Here is an 18,003-nt window from a genome sequence, read left to right as displayed (position 1 = left end):
GGGTATCAAATGCTGTCGTCTTGACGGAAGCTCGTGGTTTTCAAGGCTCCGATCGCAAACCCAATGAGATCATCTACGGGAGCCCGGTTGTCTTTTGACCGGCACTGGGCGACCATCTGGGGGTGGCACAACGTAACTGTCGCCGCACCAAAGCACTGCGACGCAACCCTGGGATCTTGCTGCGGAAATTCGCCGGCCTCGATGCCGTCTCTAATAATGTCCGCAATGATGTCTTGAATATAATCAATGTGTTTTTCGATCACGTCCCAGTCGCGCTCAATCGCCACGACAATCATCTCGTGGACTTTCGCTTCGTCCAACATTGTCTCCACGGTCCACTCGTGGTGGGCCTTGACATAGAGGCGAAGCCGATGTTCCGCGCTGAGAGGCATATCGCGGACGTCATGCGCCCGCGCTTTGCATTCTCCCAACATGCGAGAACAGACTGCTTGATGGATTTCCACTTTGGAGGCGAAGAAGCGGTAGATATTGGCAGTGGACATCCCAAGGTCACTGGCGATGTCCGCGACAGTCGTCTTGCCATAACCAAAATGACGGAACGCGCGTTCCGCCGCATCAAGAATGCGAGATATGTTCTCTTCTCTCGGGTCTTCAGCGGTCTTTTCCAAAGCGCGATGGGGCATGGCAATCAACTTTTCTTACGAATGACGATTTTCGAATTTCGTCATTCGTAAGCCATACATCATTATTCGTCAAGGGTAACGGCGTCAGATGTCGTATCGAGCTGCCCCTAAAAAACCAGACCGGATCGGGGTTCGTGACAGCCTTGAACGCGGGCGGTCAGCGATAGCGCTGTAAGGTGTTGGCAGAGATTTGAGCCACGGGATCGTCGGGACCAAAGCGAACACGGCTTGATCATTGCGGGCTGTCTTTCGTATCAGGGGGCGATATGCCAAAATTCCCCCCGACTTTAAACATCAACACACGACCAGATAACGCCAAGCAGAGAGCGGCTCATCGAGGGGATAGTTATTCGCGGTTTGGGTCTCAACCGGGATGCAAGCGTCCATTTGTGCGAAATATCAGAGGGCTATCAGAACCCCAGTGCCGAAACGGGAGGCTCCCTGTCGCGGCGTCATGCCTGCGCAGATGTCTCCAAGCGCGTATCCAAGGATCGTCGCTCAGTGCCTGTGTCATCATTTCCTTCGTTCGACCCAAACACCACTCGCTGACGCCCGCCCCGCCACCCTTCACGAGAATAACTGCCCAAGATCGCATTTTACGACTTGCATAGCCGATCAAATCATTTATATGACGCCTAGCAAAGCGGCACAGCCACTTTTCTTGCGTTGGGGAATAGTTCAACGGTAGAACGACGGACTCTGACTCCGTTAATCTTGGTTCGAATCCAGGTTCCCCAGCCAATTTCTATTTCATTTGATTTATCAATTTCTTAGCGTGTACTGCGTACCTCAATACGTACCGCGTTATGTACCTCGGTACCCCGGGCCTTCCCTCTCATACACCTACGTGCGACTCATTCGGATTGCGGCGTAATCTGCATTCGCGGGCGTGAAGTCTGAGCCTTCAAATACTGCTTCGACTGCTTTTTTAAAAAGGCACCGTGATAGCGATCACGAAAATCCCGTACGCGAATGCAGCGAGCGAAAGGAGAGAGGACGCAATGGCAAACCAATTGATTATAGCGCCCCGCCTCCACGTTCACCATATCCAGCCTGCGAGATCGCTGGGCTGACCAGCAAGCTGCATCAGCAGGTCAGACGCGGCATTCTTCGTGCCGATGGTCGTAATGTGGGCGACATTCTCATCGCAGGGGGGTGGCTGCGCCGTTTGCTTGTGGGCCGCTGACTACCCTCCAACGCCGCGACCGTGGTGCGGTTGATCTTCTTGCAAACGAGATTCTCCACGATTGTAGGTCGAGAGGGAGGGAAACGTGTTGGCAATACCCTCTGCTCCCCCTAGCCCAAATCTGCCGTTGAGGTATGATCTTCTCGATCTAGCTGGGGTGTAAAGAGTTGTCGTTCATAAAGTGTGTTTCCGTTTCTGCAGCTTTGCTGGCTTTCACGATGGATGCCTCGGCCCTAACCTTCGAGACTGCTCCGCTCGATGGCAGCGCCACTGCTATTATCGTGTCCGGGGTCTTCAGCCCATCTGAAAATCTGAGCGAATTTACATCCAAGGTTTCTAGCGTTGGCGGGAAGTCGATCTTTGTGATTTTCAAAAGTCCTGGCGGTAACCCCACTACAGCCATGCGTCTGGGTCGGCTTATTCGGGCGATGGATTTACCGGTTATCCAGCCGAGAGAGATGCAATGCGAGTCTGCCTGCGCTTTGGCATTTATGGGTGGCTCCAAGCGTATTGCCGAGACGGGTGCCATCGGCGTCCATAAAACGTCGTTCTCGGACAGTACGGCTTTGTCCGTTGATGACGCGGTCTCATTCATCCAGCATCAGACGGCTGAAACGATAAGCTACATGACCGAGATGGGAGTCGATCCGGGTCTGCTACAGCTTTCCCTTCGATATGAACGCGATGACATGCGTTACCTGTCTAAGAGCGAGATGGCCCAATTTCGGGTTACAAACGTCGATGGGAGCGGAGCTACCCCTAGTGAGCCGCCGCGTGTTGCTGCAGTTCCTGCCCCTCATCCCACGACCAGCGCTCTGCCTAGCTATCGTATTGCCGATGATGATCCGCGTTTCCAAATCCCCACGGCGAGGGCGGGAGCGCTTCGGGTTCCTAAGGGTAAGGAGTTCTTACGGAGCGGTGAAGATCAGGCCTCAGGAAAGCTTATCAGCATGAGCAACGGTGACCGTGTCGAGATATTGGCGGTGGGGGACCGCTGGTACAAGGTGCGTGCAAAGGGTCGCGAAGGCTATCTCCATCACAACTGGGTCAAGGTGGACCAGTTTCTGACGCAGCCCTTCGAGAACCGATACATCCAGATCAAGAGCTTCGATAATTTTCATGAAGCCGAGGCTTTCGTTCGCGGTTCGAGTCTGCCGTTGACGGCCTACCTCGCGACAAACAAATGGTATGCCGTTACGCTGTCCCGGTCGTTGCCAGCATCAGGAGCTTCGGAACTGCTCAAGGAATTGAAATCGCGTGGTGCTGTGCCTGATGATGCATTTATGACGGTAGGGAATACCTACGTCAAAGACGTGTGCTGCGCGCAGTAAACTGCATTTTTTGCTGGGCCGCTGCCCACCCAAGAACCGCCTCCACGCTCACCATGTCTAGCCGCGAAATCGCCAAGCTGACCGGCAAGCGGCACACCAATGTCATCCGCGACATTCGAACGATGCTCACTGGGCTCAAATCTGAGCCGAGAGATTTCGTAGGTAGCTATACCGATAGCACTTGCCGACAGCTCCCATGCTTCAATCTCCCCAAGCGTGAGACCCTCATCCTCGTCTCGGGTTATTCGGTCGAACTTCGCGCCCGCATCATCGACCGTTGGATGGAACTGGAAGAGCAGCAGGCGAAGACGCAGGTGGCTACGATCACGGCAACTGAAGTGTCTACGATGATGGCCAAGTACATGGCCGAGATGCAGGAGACATCATCACACAAGAGCTGTGAATAAAAATGCGCAGAGTTTTCCCTGTCTCTTCAACGTCTTGGCTGGAATGTATTTACATCGGGATAAGATATTGAAAAATAGAGATTTTGTCCATCTTGACGAGACTCACGTGGCGGAGTCTAACGGCATTGTTCTGGCCAGAACGCTTCGCTTCAACCCTTATCATGGACCTACCCTATGCCTATCAAGCTCGCCGCATTCGGCCACCATATTGAGATCGACAGCCGCCTTCCGCATGCACTTTACGTGTTTACCAGCAGCCATGAATTTGCATGGAGCAAAACTGAATGGTTCGAGCATCCATGCGGTAAGTGGCGGCATTGGGTGATTGAGAAGAGGCAGCTATTCGCACCTCGGAACGCCGCTTCACGATGAGTGTCCAGTTCTGCCTCTATCGACGCGCTCACAGTTCGGTTGAGGCAGGCCATGATGGTGCGCCGCTACAGTTCGAGAGCGAGACGAACTCTTTAATTGTTCGGCACGACACGCCCTAACATCAGAGTGCGTTCTTTCCTTCCTCGTCCCCGTGATTTCGAGATGCGGGCTTTGACTTGATGTTGTATGCGCAGCGCACTGGATCGCGCTGAATGGCGGGGACGGGGTATTGGAAAACATCCCTGTCATTCGATTACCACGCACTTAAGCAAAGCAGCGCGCTCCGTCAGCGGACGGCACGGTGTTTTGCATCTCCACAAACATCAAGAGAGAACGCGCAGATGCGTTGAGGATTTCCCATGACCGACTACCACGAAAAATCCGCCGCATTCGTCATCAACGACATTATCACCCAAATTGTGAAAGGGGGTCACCCGAAAGCCCGCCGTTTGGCCGAAGATTATAATTCTGAGCGTAAAGGACTGATGGAAACGAACCCCAACATGCCGCTAGGGCTAACAGTCGTTGAAGCCCTCAGAGGGCTGTTAGAACAGGCCTACGGCATTCAGTTTTATGCCAGCGTTGCGGACATGCTCGAGAACGTTGCGGAACATGGCATGTCGCGTGAAGATGCTCATGCCGTGATAAGTGTGGCGGATTTAATCCGTGATGGGAATGTGGCTATCAGTGGTCCAAACATCGGCAATGATAATTGAGGACCACCACCTCATACGATGTCGAAGTGTAAGGCCACACCTTGAATGCAATCTGAAAAATGGTTGTTATGCACTCTTCTCAGCAACCAGTAATTACCACGCACTTTAGGAGAAGACCGGAGAGGAAGACCAACATCTTGAATGAAAGGGAATAGAGGATGACTGATGAAATCAGGATGATCTCTATCTGGTATTTCATGAATTGATGATGGTGATGAAAACCTCAATCCACCTCTAGTCTTCCTTGATGTTCACATAGAGGTTTCTTTAACAGCGAAACCCGGACGACCTCCAACCCCGCACGGTCCACTCATGGACACTCGATTTCCGAGAGTGCGCAAGCTGGCCTTTCAACATAAACATCAGCCGTTCTCATGGGTGTGGTGACCCTCGGCCCTCTTGTGGCGACTTCAAGGCTTAGCCTCGTGGTCAGCAGACGAGAGGGCCGTTTGCATTTCACCGCCCCGCAACCACCACCACAAAACCCTGAGAAATTATCATGCACAACGAAACATCCCTTGGTCGGGATGATGGCGCAGCTATGCCTTCAGCCGCCTCGACCATGAAAATTATTATCCTACCCGTCAGTCTCGATAAGCTCGGTCAGAATTACTCGGTCGTCTTTCAAGGCAAGACCATCATCTCCAAGACTCGCAACCCCACAGCCAATGCCTGCCGCCGCTTGGTCGCTCTCGGTCATTCCGGTCGGCTCGAGGTTTGGGGCAGTGGTGAGCATTTCGCTCGGCTCATCATTCGCGATATCGAAACCGCAGCCTGCCTGACGGTCTCCGAGAACATCGCTCATGGCCCAAGGGTCACCGCCTACCAGCCCTTCATTGCCCAGAGTTTCAAGGAGGTAGCCTGATGTGCGCTGATCCCATCTCCATGATTGGGTTCACCATCGGGGCTGCACAGCAAGCATTCAGCTACGCTGGCCAAGTTGATGCAGCAAACGAACAGAACCGACTCTACGCCGAGAACGCTGCAAGGGCCACACGCAACGCTCAAGATCAGCAGTTCCAGACGCAGCAGAGGATGCTGCAAGAACAGATCGCTGCTAGCAACGACAAGATCGATATTGAGCGCGAAGCTCGGTCTGCCAAAGCCACGGCCATAGCGGCTGCCGGTGAAAGCGGAGTTAGTGGTCTCTCGGTCGATGCCCTATTGGCTGAGTTCGACGGTCGAGCTGCCGAAGGTAAGGGCCGTATCGATCAAAACACCGATTGGACCATGACTCAGCTCAACAACGAGATGAAGGGCATCAGGGCCAACGCCGAAGATCGCATTAATTCCGTTCAGCGAGCAGCTAAGCCTTCATTCTTCGACGCGGGTCTTCGCATAGCAGGCGTTGGCATCGACTCCTACACGGCTTCCGAAGACCGAAAGTCCAAAGCCAAGAACCAGTCCTAAACCCGGCCAAAGCCCATCAGTTTACAGCCTCACCACCACCTAAATGAAGAGAAACGATATGAAGCTTCTTGCTACCCGCACCATGACCATCGACGCCCACGACGAGGACGTTCCCGTTATCCGTCTTCGTTTCGTAATGAAGCCAGACGGCTCCTCCTACTTCCTGACCAGTGACGTGGGAAAGTTTTTGGAGCTGAACAACACCGACACCAACGACTGCCTTGAGATACTGGAACACTGGGGTGTGCCATTCGTCCAGGAGACCGTTACTGATCGCGGCAAGGTCATAGGCCCTGTCGGCCTGATCACAGAGCCGGATTATCGCAAGCTAGCCGTGCGAGCTGCCGACCACCGTGCATCGCTTTAGCGGTGGCATCACGTATCAACGATTACAGCGCGTTCGGCCTTGGCTGGTCGTACACCTTCGTCCGTCTTCCAAACGCGCACTAGGGTCAACGCAAGTGAACGATAAATCGGACTGGCGTTCTGGAGCTACTGCCGGAATGTTTTGGTGAAAAATTCCGAGAACCCAATCAGATAATCGGCTTTCCCGGCTTCCCCCGGGTAGGCCACCCGTCCACATTTTCGCGCAACAGAGAAGCTTGACGCGACGATAACCCTCTGCAAACAAAAGATATTCACAGGAGAGTAATGTCATGCGCAGGCTAGATGACACCACCACGGCATTCAAAAGATCGCTTCTAAATGCCTTCAGTTTTGTAGAAGCATTCCGTGAGTTGCGTCCTGACATCCAGATGCACACGGCCTCTGTTTTCCTTCTAGTGGCAATGAAGCCGGGGATAGCTCAGCGGGACTTACTCGGGCTTCTAGACATCAGCCAAGCCACCCTTTCCCGCGACATCTCCGCTCTAACGGCGATCGACCGGCATGGGAAGCCGGGATTGAACCTGATCGCTCAGCACCGCAATCCGGTCGATGCCCGCAACAGCATGCTGTACGTGACAACCGAAGGAAATGCTTTGCTTGCGCAGCTCTTGCCAATCGCAAAGCTTCAATGATCGACCGACCAGACCTGAACCCCACTTCGCTCGAACTGCTCTAATCGCTTAGTGCCGGGGAACGCAGGAGACATGAAGAACACATAGCGATGTTGCTCTTGGCGGGCAGCCAGCTTGTCAAGGTCTTTCGACAACTTCCTGTTGTTCTGCGGTCGCACTGCCGCAAAGGTTTCTGCACCGACCAGCCCCGGCACCTCACTCATTATATCTAGCGGCTGAGATGCGTAAGCGCCGGGGGCAAGATGAAACGCGGCAACATCTGGATGAAGCTCGAACAGCATTCTTGTCCCGAGTAAGGCGGCAGCGTAGGTCCACGTTTGATTGACCTGCTCAATGACATTCAGAGGACTGTGGGTAACCGGGTGGAAGCCGACCAGATCGAACTTCATGTGTCGAATGAGCTCAAGCGGCTTGCCGTTAAAGGCTAGCACCCATTCGGCTACGCGAGCCGCCGACTCTTCCAGCCTCGTTAGCCGCTCATCGGCCTCTGCTGCTGATCGCACTATAATGCGCTCCGTAATTTCGTCGTTGTCCATGTCATTCCTCATCCAACTACCTTTGCTAGATATCACCGACCAATGATCTCTGGCAGTGCCAATAGACCGAGGTCTAATGACCTCCGAAAAGACTTGGTCAAAGAGTGCCACATGAATGGTATTTAACATTTGGCACATATAGTGCCAGAAGCTCTTAAACTTTATTGACACCACTGGAGTTTCCCATATGCCTTCGACCATCATTGGCTATGCCCGCACATCGACCCTCGATCAGACCTATGGTCTAGACGCTCAGCTTCGCGATCTTGAGTTGGCTGGCTGCGAGAAGGTGTTCAAGGAGCAGCTCTCTTCAGTCGATAAGGAGCGTCCTGAGCTAACCCGTGCGCTGGACTATGCCCGTGAGGGTGATGTGTTCGTGGTCACCAAGCTGGACCGTCTGGCCCGCTCTATGGCCGACCTTGTGCGCCTGAAGGATGCGCTGGAAAGCAAAGGCGTCACGCTCAAAATCCTCAATCTCAACATCGACACCTCGACGCCCACCGGCAAGCTGATGCTCAGCCTACTGGGTTCCATCGCTGAGTTCGAGCGCGACATCATGCTGGAGCGGCAGCGCGAGGGTATTGCCAGGGCGAAAGCTGACGGCAAATACAGAGGCCGCGCTCCGACCGCTCAACGAAAAGCTGATGACGTAAGAAGGATGAAGCGTGCGGGCAAGACGTCGAACAAATAGTTGTGGAATTAGGGATTAGTCGCTCGAGTGTCTTCAGGGCTCTTCGGGTAGAATAGTCAGCCATTTAATTGATTGGGGGTGATTATGTATTTTGGTTCTGACAGACTGTTCCACAGTATTTTACGAACGGCCTTATGGCATCGGAAGAAAAGCATTGCATAGGAATTGACTCCCGTGATTTCGTGCAACTAGAAATAGGAAGTCATAGTTTTTTCGCCGGATCAAAATCGTGCCTTTTCCCATTCCAGTAGAACGTCAACGGGAGGTCGTCTGCCTCCCAGCTTCCGGCCATCAGGTTGTCTTGGGTACAGCGGGAAGTGGAAAAACCACTATGGCTATTCTCAGAGCAGCTTATCTGGGAGACCCTGATCTTCCGGGAAATGGCAAAGTACTCCTTATCACCTACAATAAGGCGTTAAGTGGCTATATTCGGAGCATCTCGGAAAAACGCTTGAAGAATGTCACGGTCGAGCACTACCACCTCTTCGCACGAGGCTATCTGAACTTCAGGCGGCTTATAAGCTACAATGACATAATCGGGAATGACGCCCGCAGAAACCTGATAAAAGATGCCGTCGAACAGATCGAAGGGACACACAAGTCGAATACCTTCTTCGATAAAACGATTGGCTTTTTTGACAGCGAGGTAGGCTGGATAGCCAAGAATGGCATTAGCGATCTGGCCGATTACTTAGACGTTAAGCGCATTGGTCGCGGAGATGGCCTAGTTAGTAATTTTCGTAAAATTATCTGGCAAATTCGAGCTTCATATTTAAAGAGCCGCGCTGAAATGGGGTTTCGATATGATTGGGATGACATATCCTCTTCCGTGCTAAGCGCTCTCGAGGCCGATGTCACAAAGCGGAAATATAGACATATCGTAATCGATGAGGGGCAGGACCTATCTCCCCAAATGCTGAGGTCCCTCGCCAAGGCAGTGCCCCCTGAAGGGTCAATTACATTCTTCGGCGATGTCGCCCAGCAAATTTATGGCCACAGGATGTCTTGGCGCTCGGCAGGGCTGCAACCACAGAAGGTGTGGCAGTTTTCCGAGAACTATAGGAACAGTCAACAAATTGCGGCGTTGGGATTGGCCATTGCAAAAATGGATTACTACGCTGGCACACCTGACATGGTGGCGCCAACTACGCCCAAGGCAGCAGGGCCAAGACCAACATTGGTTTCGTTTAAGAAGACGTCCGATGAGATGCAGTTCGTGGCGAGCCAAGCCAAGGCCATGGCGGGGACACGAGCTACTGCGATACTTGTGAGGACCGCTGCGCAGAAACGAGAATTGAAGCCGTATTTGCCTCGAAACGTGATCGATCTTAAAGATGAGAACGCTACTTGGATCGACGGACCGAATATCTACTTGGGGACCTATCATTCAGCAAAAGGCCTCGAATTCGAAACTGTGATCTTACCTTTTATGGACAAAGATCGTTTTCCTGACCCATCTCAAGTTGAAGACTTCGGTCAAGAAGAGGCGGATGCAAACGATGGTCGCCTGCTGTATGTAGGCGTCACCCGAGCGAAGACTGCGCTTATTATAACGCACGTTGGTGACAGAACACACCTCCTTCCACCAGACGCCTCACTGTATACGGTGCTTGCCAAATGACTGACATCGCTGAAGCTATCGCACAGCGCGGGGTTAGTCGGCTGTGCCATTTCACTCCCTCGCGTAATTTACAGCATATCGCCGCTGGAAGGGTTGGTGTTCTAAGCACCGCTCACCTCTCAGAGCCAGAACGAGGGACTTTCAATCCTACGGACCTAGCACGCCTCGATGGGCGTACCACGCACATATGCTGCTCGATCGAGTATCCAAATGCGTGGTACTTTGATAAGGCGAGGGGAAATGAGAAGCTGTTTCCTGATTGGGTGGTTCTGTTGATAAGACCTAATTATCTTTTGGCAGAGACAACACTGTTTTGTCCTCGTAATGCCGCTGCCAATGGCGGGCGAAACATCTTACAAGGACTAGCTGGATTTGAGGCTATGTACGCTAATCGTATAAAAGGGGCCTACAATAAAACTTACGTCCGAAGCGCTGCGCACCTCTCTCCGTGTCCGACTGATCAACAGGCTGAAGTTCTGATTTTTGATCGCATAAACATGGCAGACATAGTAGGGGTCGCCGTGCAATCCGAAGACCAAGCAAAAACCGAGAAGGTACGATTAAAAATCAACAACATCGACGCAGAGGGCTTCAAGTTTGTTGTAGCTCCCGATTTGTTTAATAAGTTTGCGCTGAGTAATCTGATCACGAGCGGCAACCGTGCCGCTGAAATTTGGCTTTAAAGCGTTTGGGAGTAATCGATATGTCGGTTGAACGTAACGCAGCCAACGTTAGCGAGATAAAATTTCAGGGCGTTATTCTGGGTGCTGCTTTCGGTGACGCTCTCGGCTGGCCGCAAGAAGGGCGCGCACAAAACTCGTCTTCCTCAAAAAAGGCTGCACTCAGTTTCTATGACTGGGTCAAGCGCTCCGGCGGACGCTTTCAGCCCCATGAAGAGGTGATACCGGCGGGCACCTATAGTGACGATACCCAGCTCATTATTGCTGGAGCGAGAGCGCGTCTGAATTATGTAGCTTGGTGGCAGTACTTGGCGAGAGTTGAGCTGCCTCTATGGACGATTTATGAACGTGGTGGTGGCGGTGCCAGCCTTAGGGCTGCAAGACTTTGGCTCAAGGGTTCTCCTCCATGGGAGGCTGGGTCTTCTGACAGAGATCGTTACTATCAAGCAGGGGGCAACGGAGTCGCGATGAGAGTGGCTCCGCACGTACTGCTGGGAGTTCGTGATGAGCGATTCGACTCAGTTGCTCAGGCGGTCATCGCAGATGGCGTTATCACCCATGGTCACCCTGAGGCTTTGGTTGGGGCTTTGGCTTATGCCTTTGCACTTTGGTACGCTGTACGTATCAATCGAACGCTTGATTACGGCGAGTTGCTGAGTGCGCTACTAAAGCATCAGGCGCAGTGGGCAACATGGCCTGACATTGATGCGATGTGGCCCGCTTGGATAGATAAAGCGCAGGAGCACGGCTTTGAGACCAGATGGGGTGATGCGGTATCAAATATGATTGAGCGCTTGAGGGTTGGCGCTGACAGCTTAGAAGCAGGTGCCCTTAGTCTCGACGGGGAAACTATGCAGCGGCTTGGCTGCTTTGACAAAGCTATCTTGGGTGCTGGAACGGTCGCCGCTGCGGCTGCGATCTACCTAGCGTCCCGTCACGCAGCGGGGCCTATGGAAGGTGTACTGACAGCTGCCTTCGCAAAAGGGTCTGACACGGACACAATCGCATCTATGACGGGGGCGCTTTGCGGTGCTACAAGCGGAACAGACTGGATCGGTGCTATATTGCAAGAAGTTCAGGATACCCGCTATCTCAACCAACTGGCTCAGGAACTTGCTGCCAACCGAAGTAAAAAGACTGATGGGTTCGAGATGATCAATGCCAAAATACTGGCGAAGATAATCGCGGAGTTGAGCAATGGAAAAAAAAACGTACCGTTACCGCGCGGTTTTCCGACGAGCGCTCGCCCCGCAAATCTTGTTCGGTCGAAGAGCCGAGGTCTAAGATCGCAATCTTGGCAGTTGGAGACACCCGATGCGCCAACAATCGTTATCAAAAAGCTCTCTAAGGCACCGCAATCGAGCGAGGATAATGTAAACCTGCCACAGCTTCAGTTTGGAAGTCCACCGCAACACCAAGAGGTCAATGCGGTATTAGCGGGAATCTGCCTTGTTTCGATCGATTTGGATCGCTCGGTCGAATTTTACAATTTGATCCTCGGGTTGCCAGTTTTGAGCAGAACCCAGAGTCAAGTTCGGCTGGATCATCATTTAGTACTGCGTCGAAGCGAGAGAAACGAGCCTGCCGGCAGCGGTACAATAGTGTTTATCCGCCATCGCGATTTGGACGGGTGCGTTAAGCGGCTGGCCGCCAGCGGTATAGAAGCATCTGATTCTGGTAAGGGCGATAAGCGAAAGATCACATGCGTCGATCCTGATGGCAGGACGGTAGAACTTATTGAAGCCGTGCTAGGTAGCAAATGAGCCTACATTCGCTTTGCTGCCGGTTTATCGGACACAAGGCTAAGCTAATACCACCTTGGTTTCGGAGTCATTGGGGCTGAGATAGCCCAGTGTCGAGTGGCGTCTTTTCGGGTTGTAGACGCCCTAGATATAATCGAACACATCTGCTCTGACATCGTTCCTCGTGTGTTGAACCTCCGTGCTGTTCTCTCCGTTTTCAGTGGCGAGAAAAGACTCTCCATTGCGGCGTTGTCCGAGACATTTCCAGAACGGCTCATCCAGCAGGTGATGCCGTGGTCGCCCATTCGTCCCGATTGCCGCAAATCACGGCAGCTTCACAGCCTCTACGCATTGGGCCATTTGTTCCATAGTGAGCCCGCCTAGGTAGACGCTCGCGGCAACACTCTGCGGCTTCTGCCCTACCACGATCTGGACTACAAGTTCCTGCTGGCCCGCTTGAATGGCTTTGGTAATGAACCAGCGGCGGAAGGAATGGAAGTTCACACGCTCCCTTCTCTTCCCTTCAACAGCGTCCACTACACCCTGACTTCTGCGGAAATAGGTGAATGCCTTGACTGCAGGCATGGATCGCTCCTGCACCGTGTCAGGAGGGATTGGCGGACACTCGGGAAACAAGGCGTCATCCATCTGTTTACCTTTTACGAGACGATCAATCGTTGACTTCAACGCACTATGGATTGGAACCTGCCTAGAGTATCTCTCCCGCTTCTGACGTTTGAAACGAATGGTACCTTCATCGCCAATGTCCTTCCGCCTAAGACTGACAATCGCATCAATACGCGCACCGGTGAGCGCTCCGATCAGCATAACGTCTTTGAGGTAGGGCTGGTTGGGTTCTGCCTTAAACAACCTGATCACCTCATCATCGGTGAACGGGCGCTCCTTTTCGTCCTCCGAGGGCTGAACCTTCGGCAAGGACTGACGAGACCACGGCGAACTATCGAGTTCGATGTACCCTCGTTTTTCAAGCCAAACCCAAAACTGCGACAGACAGGACAGATACTTATTGATGGTCCTGTTTGTGAGCGGGCGTTCGGTGCTGGCCGCGAGGTCGCCAATGAATTGGCCCGCTCTTCTCCGTGTGATGGCCTCGATCACGAACGGCACACGGCTTTCCTCACACCAGTCCTCCAGTGCCGTGATCGCTCTGCTGCTGTCGCTTTTGGTACGAGGCGACCACTTCACCTGAGCATGGAATAGGTCGAGAGGTTCACGGACTGGGGTTTCCTTGCCGAGAGCTACCCGAAGAAACTGCCCAGCCTTTTCCGCGCTCTGGCGGTCGAAGATAGGGTTGTCCGTCTCCTCATCTACTCCAACCTCTTGGCCCCTGATCTTGTCGGCAACCTGATAAATGCCCTCGGTCTCCAGCTCGACTGCCTCACTGTCCCCCTCTTGTGACTGGAGGTTGGCTCGCAAGTCGAGGGCAAGGCTAGTCAGTTCCTTACTCGACATGGAGGGCGCTGCAGCGATGCCGGTAACCAACGCCTTTGGAAGCCTCCCGGCTCGGGCCGCTTCGATCATGACGAGGAACTCGGCAACAATCGCGTGTTTGCGCCGCTCGGCCTCTGCTTGGCTATGAGTCTCAAGTGAGCGCTTCAGACGTGTCTTGCCGATGATCTTGACCATGTCTCGAGGGACAGGGACAGACACCCTCCAACCGCCGTTATTCATCTTTTCAAGGTATGCTGGAGCACGGGTTCGAGACAAGGAATGTACCTCAAAATGGCATGCGATATGTACCCTACCCCTATGAAACTACTTATTCTTTTGCAACATCAAATTGTTAGGGTCGTACCTTTTGAGGGTCCAGGTTCCCCAGCCAATTCTCCCTAAATGCCCTTAATTCCTTGATTTTCCAGTCGTGCCGGATATCGTTTTGGCATCATTGGCGACCTGATGCCCAGAACTGTAGCCCACAGATGATGCCCACGCGAAATACGCGCGCCGGCATTTCAGGTGGCAGGCAAGGGCAAAACCTCATGGCGGTCCGCCACGACGTCGAGAATCTCACCCGCCGCGGCAATATTTTTTATTGGCGTGCGCGCGTCCCAAGCGCCTTCGGGAAATGCCAACCAGGCAGCCGGCTTTCATTGAGCCTTCACTGTTCTGATCATAAGAAAGCGCAGGCGATCGGCCGCAAGCTGAACATGCTGGTCGCCGAACTGAAGTTGAAGCGGAAGGAACCCATGTCCAAGGCGCAGCTCCAAAAGCTTTGCGAACACGAACGGGACATGATGCTCATGCATCTGGACGACGTCTCGATGGTGGCGCGGCGCTACGGCCGTCCTGCCGATATTTCAGAGCTGGAGATGGATCTAGAAAATGGATGGGCGTATCGCCTTCTTGAAATGTTCGGAAATCGCCATCGCCTGACGCTGGATGCTGATTGCCCCGGCCATGCCTATCTTCGAAAGCAAGGCGTCCGAGCCTCTCACTTCTTCTCAATCCGCTCGAACTATCTCGAACTTCGTCAAGAGGCGACCTCGCGCGGCTTTCAGGAGGGGCTTCACAGATTGATGTACTTGTTCGACATCAATCCAAACGCGCTCAACGAGGAAAAGGCCATGAAGGCCTATTTCAACGGACGGGCAGCAGCTCTGTTTGACGTCGCCGAAAGGCACCCGCTCGCCGATCGCGACCTCAGCGAGCTTACAGGCGGTGCGGCATCTAGGCCACAGCCCAATTTCATCGAAGGTACATTTCTTGAAACGACGTCATCATCTTCGGTGACTGCAGCTCCCGACAATGACATTGTCGCGCCGCCCGAGCTGGAAGATCCGCCGATCAAGAAGCTTGACGGTACTCCATCACAGCAGGCAGCAGCCATCGATCAGCCGGTTGAGGGCAAGACACGTCCTGTGATCCAAGTTGCAGACTTCGAGACCGAGTGCGAAAAGCTCGCGCAGAACATGAAGGACTCTTGGGATGAGACCACCGCACGTGATGCTCGTGCGCTGGTTCGCATCTTCAAGGGCGTGCTCGAAGAACACGGTGTGGAACATACCGGGCGGATTACCCAGTACCACATCGGCAAGCTTCGTCAGCACTTCAATGACATTCCGACGCGTTGGGGGCAGGGCGCCAGAATGAGGGCGATGTCCGCCGCCGAATTACGAGCCGAAGGGCAAAAGCTACGCGAGCAAGCCGAGACTGAAGGCGCGGTCGCGGCGGTGGGTTTGAGCGCCGCAACGATCCGTAAGCATTTTGGAAACCTGAATCACTTTTTGAAGCATGTGCGTGGGCACGGGTTTGAACTTGAAGATTGGACGTTTGAAGGCTTGAGGCCAAAGAAACCGAAGCTTGGCTCCATTCGCAAACAGCAGCACAAGCCGAAACCGGACGAAATCAAACCAATCTTTTCCAGCCCGATCTATACTGGGTCCTTGAATAATGATCGCGGACGCAAGAAACCAGGACCGCATGTCTTCCATGATGCAGCCTATTTCCTGCCCGTTATGTTTTCCTATCTCGGTGCGCGTCGAAGCGAGTTCGCCGGGCTTGCATTGAACGACATCGCCGAAGACGATGATGGCCTGGTGCTCATCCTGCGTACCAATAAGTTTAGAGGATTAAAGACTGAGCAATCGGAGAGGCTGCTACCGCTTCCCGATGAACTGGTTCGCCTAGGCTTCTTGGGGTATTGCGCCGCTCTCCAGGACTTGGGATATGAGGCCGTATTTCCTGACCTATTCTCAGACAAGACCACGAACGATCCGGGGGACCGCTTCTACGACGTCTTCCTTCCCATCATGAAACAGTCGCTAGGAGAGAAAATGTGGGATCGCGCTTTCCACGCGCTGCGTCACGGCATGGCAGATACTCTCCTACAGGCAGGTGTGCCACCCTTGGTCATCGACGATATCTCGGGAAGGCTCAGTCAGGGCAGTGAGACCAGCCTTCGCTACACAAATCCTGCCCGCGTACCGTTGATGCGCGATGCTCTGAGCAAATATCCGATCATCACGTCCGGCATTGAACCGAAGCCGATCAAACTATTGCCATGGATCGAGAAGCGACTGCCGCCGCCTTGGGCGCGGGAGGCAAAGAATGATGCGAGACGCCGGAAATGATTTCCGACGTCTCGCCTCGTTAAGCAGCCTCCCAGACCTGGTTCAGGATACGCGCAGCAAGAGCCGCCTTGTCCTGGGGCAAGAAGCGCCCATAGTGCTTTGCGACCATGTCGGCGGTGTCCTGGATGGCGTAGCTCGCCTGCTCATACGAGCCAGTTTGCTTCAGGATATGGGTCGCGAGCACGTCCCGGACATTATGAGGACCGTGAGGTAAAAGACCTTTGATCGCGCCTCGCCCGGTGTAGGGATTGTAAATCCCATAACGCTGGATGGTCAGACGCCATGCCTCGTAGAAGCTGGTCGTATCATACGCTGCGTCCGTGCTGGTCGTCTTAACCGTCTTGACGAAGAATGTACCGGGATCGGCGGCCGATTTCAGCAGCACCGATCGATGCCGATCAACATAGGCCTCGATATACCTGTAGAGATCCAAGAGATCTGGAAGCACCAGTCGAAAGGGCTTGTCGCCAAAGAAGGACGAGTGCGCGTTCTTGAAGGCGATGGCAGGGATGAAAACTTCCCAACCGCCTTCGCGATCACTCCAACGGATTTCGCCACGCTTCATCTTCTCCAACGCGCGTTCCGAACGCGGCATCGAGCCTTTCGGATTGAGCATCAGTTGCCTGAGGTTCTTCTGCCGCAGCCCTAAATGTAAACCAAGCCTAAGCATCAGGAATGACCGAACAGCTTCCGCAGCCGGTTGGGGGTAGCGATGTTCATCTGGCATGAGGCGGATAATCTCCTCGGTGATCTTGCGATACTCACCAACAGGACTCGCCGCCTCGAGAACCGGCATGATTGGTTCGAAAGGATCACGATGGACGCGAGCAATCCGCTGTATTTCCTTGGCTCGCTGAGCTGCATGCTTGTGGAATTTTTCACAGGCAGCATGCCAGTCCTCGTTCGCAAAATCGATCTCATTTTGAGAGACGAGGCCGTCGATCGGTTGGACTCTAGCTAGAAGCTCCGGATGCTGTCGAAGCCACCCGGTATCTTCTTTGGTGAGAGATAAGGCGATCCGCAACATATCGACCTCCCATGCGGTAAAGAAGCCTCTTCGTTTCTCGCGCCACTGCAGATACCAATCCCAGACGCCTGGAAACAGCAAAAGCCCAAATGTCAATTGCCGCAGCGGCACGCCGAAACCCTTCACCTCTCCATCTTGCGCTGCAGCTAAAGCGCCGAACATCAGACCCAGATGGCCGATGCGGCAGCGCATCTAGCCCGTCCAAGAGAAAAGCAACGAGAATGTGAAACTCTCTGTCGTCGATGATCCCTAGATTGCAGTGGACAATAGGGGCTTGCACGTTCGCTCGAGCCAACAGTTCGGTATACTGCTGTTGAACTGGAAAACCCGTTTCAGCCGGCCAGTTGTTGAATGCTTTAATCCGCAGTTCTCGTGTGCTTGTCATGTTATCTCGCTTGTTAGACGCGACCTTCGCGCAAACAAGGCACACGTTGAGGGAAACGAATTCATTTTTATCTGTCACAGGACAAGTAAAAATTCGATGCTCATTTGGGCGAAGATTCATTCAAATCACAGACTAGGATCGAAAT

General features: G+C 53.4%; 14 protein-coding genes, 1 tRNA gene and 3 pseudogenes. 13 read left to right on the top strand and 5 right to left on the bottom strand.

Annotation, left to right across the window (positions count from 1 at the left end):
- Positions 1–5 precede the first annotated feature (5 nt).
- Entirely contained in the window at positions 6–644 is a 639-nt protein-coding gene (locus EKM04_RS20100; protein WP_183893002.1) for a TetR/AcrR family transcriptional regulator, read from the bottom strand.
- Positions 645–1,311: 667 nt separating this feature from the next.
- On the opposite strand from EKM04_RS20100, the gene EKM04_RS20095 reads away from it, so the two are divergent.
- The 8 genes from EKM04_RS20095 to EKM04_RS20060 all read left to right on the top strand — a co-directional run bounded on the left by EKM04_RS20095 (position 1,312) and on the right by EKM04_RS20060 (position 7,085).
- Positions 1,312–1,385 (top strand) — tRNA-Gln (locus EKM04_RS20095).
- 612 nt (positions 1,386–1,997) lie between these two features.
- Positions 1,998–3,161 carry an SH3 domain-containing protein gene (locus EKM04_RS20090; protein ID WP_183893000.1) on the top strand — a complete coding sequence of 388 codons (1,164 nt, stop codon included), beginning with the start codon at positions 1,998–2,000 and terminating at the stop codon, positions 3,159–3,161.
- Between the two features lie 53 nt (positions 3,162–3,214).
- Positions 3,215–3,568, top strand: a complete 354-nt coding sequence (locus EKM04_RS20085) for a Rha family transcriptional regulator (RefSeq protein WP_183892998.1) — start codon at positions 3,215–3,217, stop codon at positions 3,566–3,568.
- 731 nt (positions 3,569–4,299) lie between these two features.
- On the top strand, positions 4,300–4,656 hold the full coding sequence (locus EKM04_RS20080; RefSeq protein WP_183892996.1) for a hypothetical protein: 357 nt from the start codon (positions 4,300–4,302) through the stop codon (positions 4,654–4,656).
- Positions 4,657–5,155: 499 nt separating this feature from the next.
- Positions 5,156–5,521, top strand: a complete 366-nt coding sequence (locus EKM04_RS20075) for a hypothetical protein (RefSeq protein ID WP_183892994.1) — start codon at positions 5,156–5,158, stop codon at positions 5,519–5,521.
- On the top strand, positions 5,521–6,066 hold the full coding sequence (locus EKM04_RS20070) for a virion core protein, T7 gp14 family (RefSeq protein WP_183892992.1): 546 nt from the start codon (positions 5,521–5,523) through the stop codon (positions 6,064–6,066). Before EKM04_RS20075 ends, EKM04_RS20070 begins: the two co-directional genes overlap by 1 nt.
- Before the next feature lie 58 nt (positions 6,067–6,124).
- On the top strand, positions 6,125–6,433 hold the full coding sequence (locus tag EKM04_RS20065) for a hypothetical protein (RefSeq protein WP_183892990.1): 309 nt from the start codon (positions 6,125–6,127) through the stop codon (positions 6,431–6,433).
- Positions 6,434–6,722: 289 nt separating this feature from the next.
- Positions 6,723–7,085, top strand: coding sequence for a MarR family winged helix-turn-helix transcriptional regulator (locus EKM04_RS20060; protein WP_183892988.1), 363 nt, complete (start codon positions 6,723–6,725; stop codon positions 7,083–7,085).
- On the opposite strand, the gene EKM04_RS20055 is transcribed toward EKM04_RS20060, so the two are convergent.
- On the bottom strand, positions 7,079–7,621 hold the full coding sequence (locus EKM04_RS20055; RefSeq protein ID WP_183892987.1) for a hypothetical protein: 543 nt from the start codon (positions 7,619–7,621) through the stop codon (positions 7,079–7,081). The genes EKM04_RS20060 and EKM04_RS20055 overlap by 7 nt on opposite strands.
- Positions 7,622–7,808: 187 nt before the next feature.
- Between EKM04_RS20055 and EKM04_RS20050 the strand changes: the two are divergent.
- The 4 genes and pseudogenes from EKM04_RS20050 to EKM04_RS20035 all read left to right on the top strand — a co-directional run bounded on the left by EKM04_RS20050 (position 7,809) and on the right by EKM04_RS20035 (position 12,376).
- Positions 7,809–8,368: pseudogene (locus tag EKM04_RS20050) on the top strand (recombinase family protein).
- Between the two features lie 173 nt (positions 8,369–8,541).
- Positions 8,542–9,933, top strand: coding sequence for a 3'-5' exonuclease (locus EKM04_RS23090; protein WP_183892985.1), 1,392 nt, complete (start codon positions 8,542–8,544; stop codon positions 9,931–9,933).
- A complete protein-coding gene (locus EKM04_RS20040) occupies positions 9,930–10,616 on the top strand; it encodes a DarT ssDNA thymidine ADP-ribosyltransferase family protein (RefSeq protein WP_183892983.1) in 687 nt (228 codons plus the stop codon). The genes EKM04_RS23090 and EKM04_RS20040 overlap by 4 nt, the downstream gene beginning before the upstream one ends.
- A gap of 20 nt (positions 10,617–10,636) precedes the next feature.
- Positions 10,637–12,376, top strand: a complete 1,740-nt coding sequence (locus EKM04_RS20035) for an ADP-ribosylglycohydrolase family protein (protein ID WP_183892982.1) — start codon at positions 10,637–10,639, stop codon at positions 12,374–12,376.
- 39 nt (positions 12,377–12,415) lie between these two features.
- Here the strand turns inward: EKM04_RS20035 and EKM04_RS20030 are convergent.
- Together EKM04_RS20030 and EKM04_RS20025 are read right to left on the bottom strand one after the other, a co-directional pair.
- Positions 12,416–12,660: pseudogene (locus EKM04_RS20030) on the bottom strand (integrase core domain-containing protein); the annotation flags it as partial.
- Between the two features lie 19 nt (positions 12,661–12,679).
- Positions 12,680–14,047 (bottom strand): DUF6538 domain-containing protein, encoded by a 1,368-nt coding sequence (locus EKM04_RS20025; protein WP_327786281.1) that lies wholly within the window; start codon positions 14,045–14,047, stop codon positions 12,680–12,682.
- Positions 14,048–14,562: 515 nt separating this feature from the next.
- Here EKM04_RS20025 and EKM04_RS20020 point away from each other — a divergent pair.
- Positions 14,563–16,446: a site-specific integrase gene (locus tag EKM04_RS20020; protein WP_252094091.1), complete on the top strand. Its 1,884-nt coding sequence runs from the start codon at positions 14,563–14,565 to the stop codon at positions 16,444–16,446.
- A gap of 19 nt (positions 16,447–16,465) precedes the next feature.
- On the opposite strand, the pseudogene EKM04_RS20015 reads toward EKM04_RS20020, so the two are convergent.
- A pseudogene (locus tag EKM04_RS20015) lies at positions 16,466–17,656 on the bottom strand (hypothetical protein); the annotation flags it as partial.
- Between the last annotated feature and the right edge of the window lie 347 nt (positions 17,657–18,003).

This window comes from Rhizobium skierniewicense Ch11 (genome assembly GCF_023757665.1).
In the GTDB taxonomy this organism is placed as follows: Bacteria; Pseudomonadota; Alphaproteobacteria; order Rhizobiales; family Rhizobiaceae; genus Agrobacterium; species Agrobacterium skierniewicense.
The sequence above is the reverse complement of the archived record's forward strand: the minus strand, read 5'-3'. Positions and strand labels throughout refer to the sequence as shown.

Bases quoted from the DNA above. Each gene is read 5' to 3' on its own strand.
- EKM04_RS20070 (WP_183892992.1), top strand. From the start codon at position 5,521: ATGTGCGCTGATCCCATCTCCATGATTGGGTTCACCATCGGGGCTGCA.
- EKM04_RS20055 (WP_183892987.1), bottom strand. From the start codon at position 7,621: ATGGACAACGACGAAATTACGGAGCGCATTATAGTGCGATCAGCAGCA.
- EKM04_RS20080 (WP_183892996.1), top strand. From the start codon at position 4,300: ATGACCGACTACCACGAAAAATCCGCCGCATTCGTCATCAACGACATT.
- EKM04_RS20035 (WP_183892982.1), top strand. From the start codon at position 10,637: ATGTCGGTTGAACGTAACGCAGCCAACGTTAGCGAGATAAAATTTCAG.
- EKM04_RS20060 (WP_183892988.1), top strand. From the start codon at position 6,723: ATGCGCAGGCTAGATGACACCACCACGGCATTCAAAAGATCGCTTCTA.
- EKM04_RS20025 (WP_327786281.1), bottom strand. From the start codon at position 14,047: ATGAATAACGGCGGTTGGAGGGTGTCTGTCCCTGTCCCTCGAGACATG.
- EKM04_RS20075 (WP_183892994.1), top strand. From the start codon at position 5,156: ATGCACAACGAAACATCCCTTGGTCGGGATGATGGCGCAGCTATGCCT.
- EKM04_RS20100 (WP_183893002.1), bottom strand. From the start codon at position 644: ATGCCCCATCGCGCTTTGGAAAAGACCGCTGAAGACCCGAGAGAAGAG.
- EKM04_RS20020 (WP_252094091.1), top strand. From the start codon at position 14,563: ATGTCCAAGGCGCAGCTCCAAAAGCTTTGCGAACACGAACGGGACATG.
- EKM04_RS20085 (WP_183892998.1), top strand. From the start codon at position 3,215: ATGTCTAGCCGCGAAATCGCCAAGCTGACCGGCAAGCGGCACACCAAT.
- EKM04_RS20040 (WP_183892983.1), top strand. From the start codon at position 9,930: ATGACTGACATCGCTGAAGCTATCGCACAGCGCGGGGTTAGTCGGCTG.
- EKM04_RS20065 (WP_183892990.1), top strand. From the start codon at position 6,125: ATGAAGCTTCTTGCTACCCGCACCATGACCATCGACGCCCACGACGAG.